Here is a 683-nt window from a genome sequence, read left to right as displayed (position 1 = left end):
CAGGTTGCTTTCATAGCAAACCCGAAGGTATCACGGGTTACGTACTGGTAGGTATAAGAACCAATACCCAGCACTACGTTTGACGCTGCAAATCCCTTCTGCTTGAGCAGAGAGAAGATCTTATCAGCACGTTCCATAGTGATGCTATCACCATAAATCGCACCGATATGCTTGTCGAGTACTTTGTAACCTTTCTTATTGATTACACCACCAAAAGTGTCCCACAAGCAAGAGATAAGACCCTTGACTACGTGTTCGGGGATTTTGGTTAACGCCCCATCAATAAAATCGAAATACTCACCCTTGAATTTGACGACAGCACCTGCTTTTACAAGTGGCGATTGAGCAGCAATGGTCTGGACTTGTCCAAGATGCATCACGTTACTCAGATCTACCACTTCACGACCGCAGAGAATGTGAACAGGATCACCAGAGTCGGGGCGGATAACAACAGTGCCCTGACGTTTTGTAATTTCGTCTTTCAACGCTGGTAAGTATTGAGTCACCACCTTCCAAAAATCCCACGTATCACTAACGATAGAAAGGATTCCCGAAGGATAAACCTCGTTCATCAAACGTTTGAACGTATCGATTTCCGATTCTTTCTGACCCATGCACATTACTGAGTGTTCGGTCGCATTAACAGAACAACCGATGATACCTTTCGGATGGTACTGACCTTC

At 44.9% G+C, this 683-nt stretch carries 1 pseudogene; it reads right to left on the bottom strand.

Annotated features, from left to right (window positions below):
* Positions 1-614, bottom strand: a pseudogene (locus N1032_RS25620) (hypothetical protein); the annotation flags it as partial.
* Positions 615-683 lie beyond the last annotated feature (69 nt).

Source organism: Herbiconiux daphne, assembly GCF_024979295.1.
Classification (GTDB): domain Bacteria; phylum Actinomycetota; class Actinomycetes; order Actinomycetales; family Microbacteriaceae; genus Herbiconiux; species Herbiconiux daphnes.
Note: the sequence above shows the minus strand (reverse complement) of the source record. Positions and strands in the feature narration are given on the sequence as shown.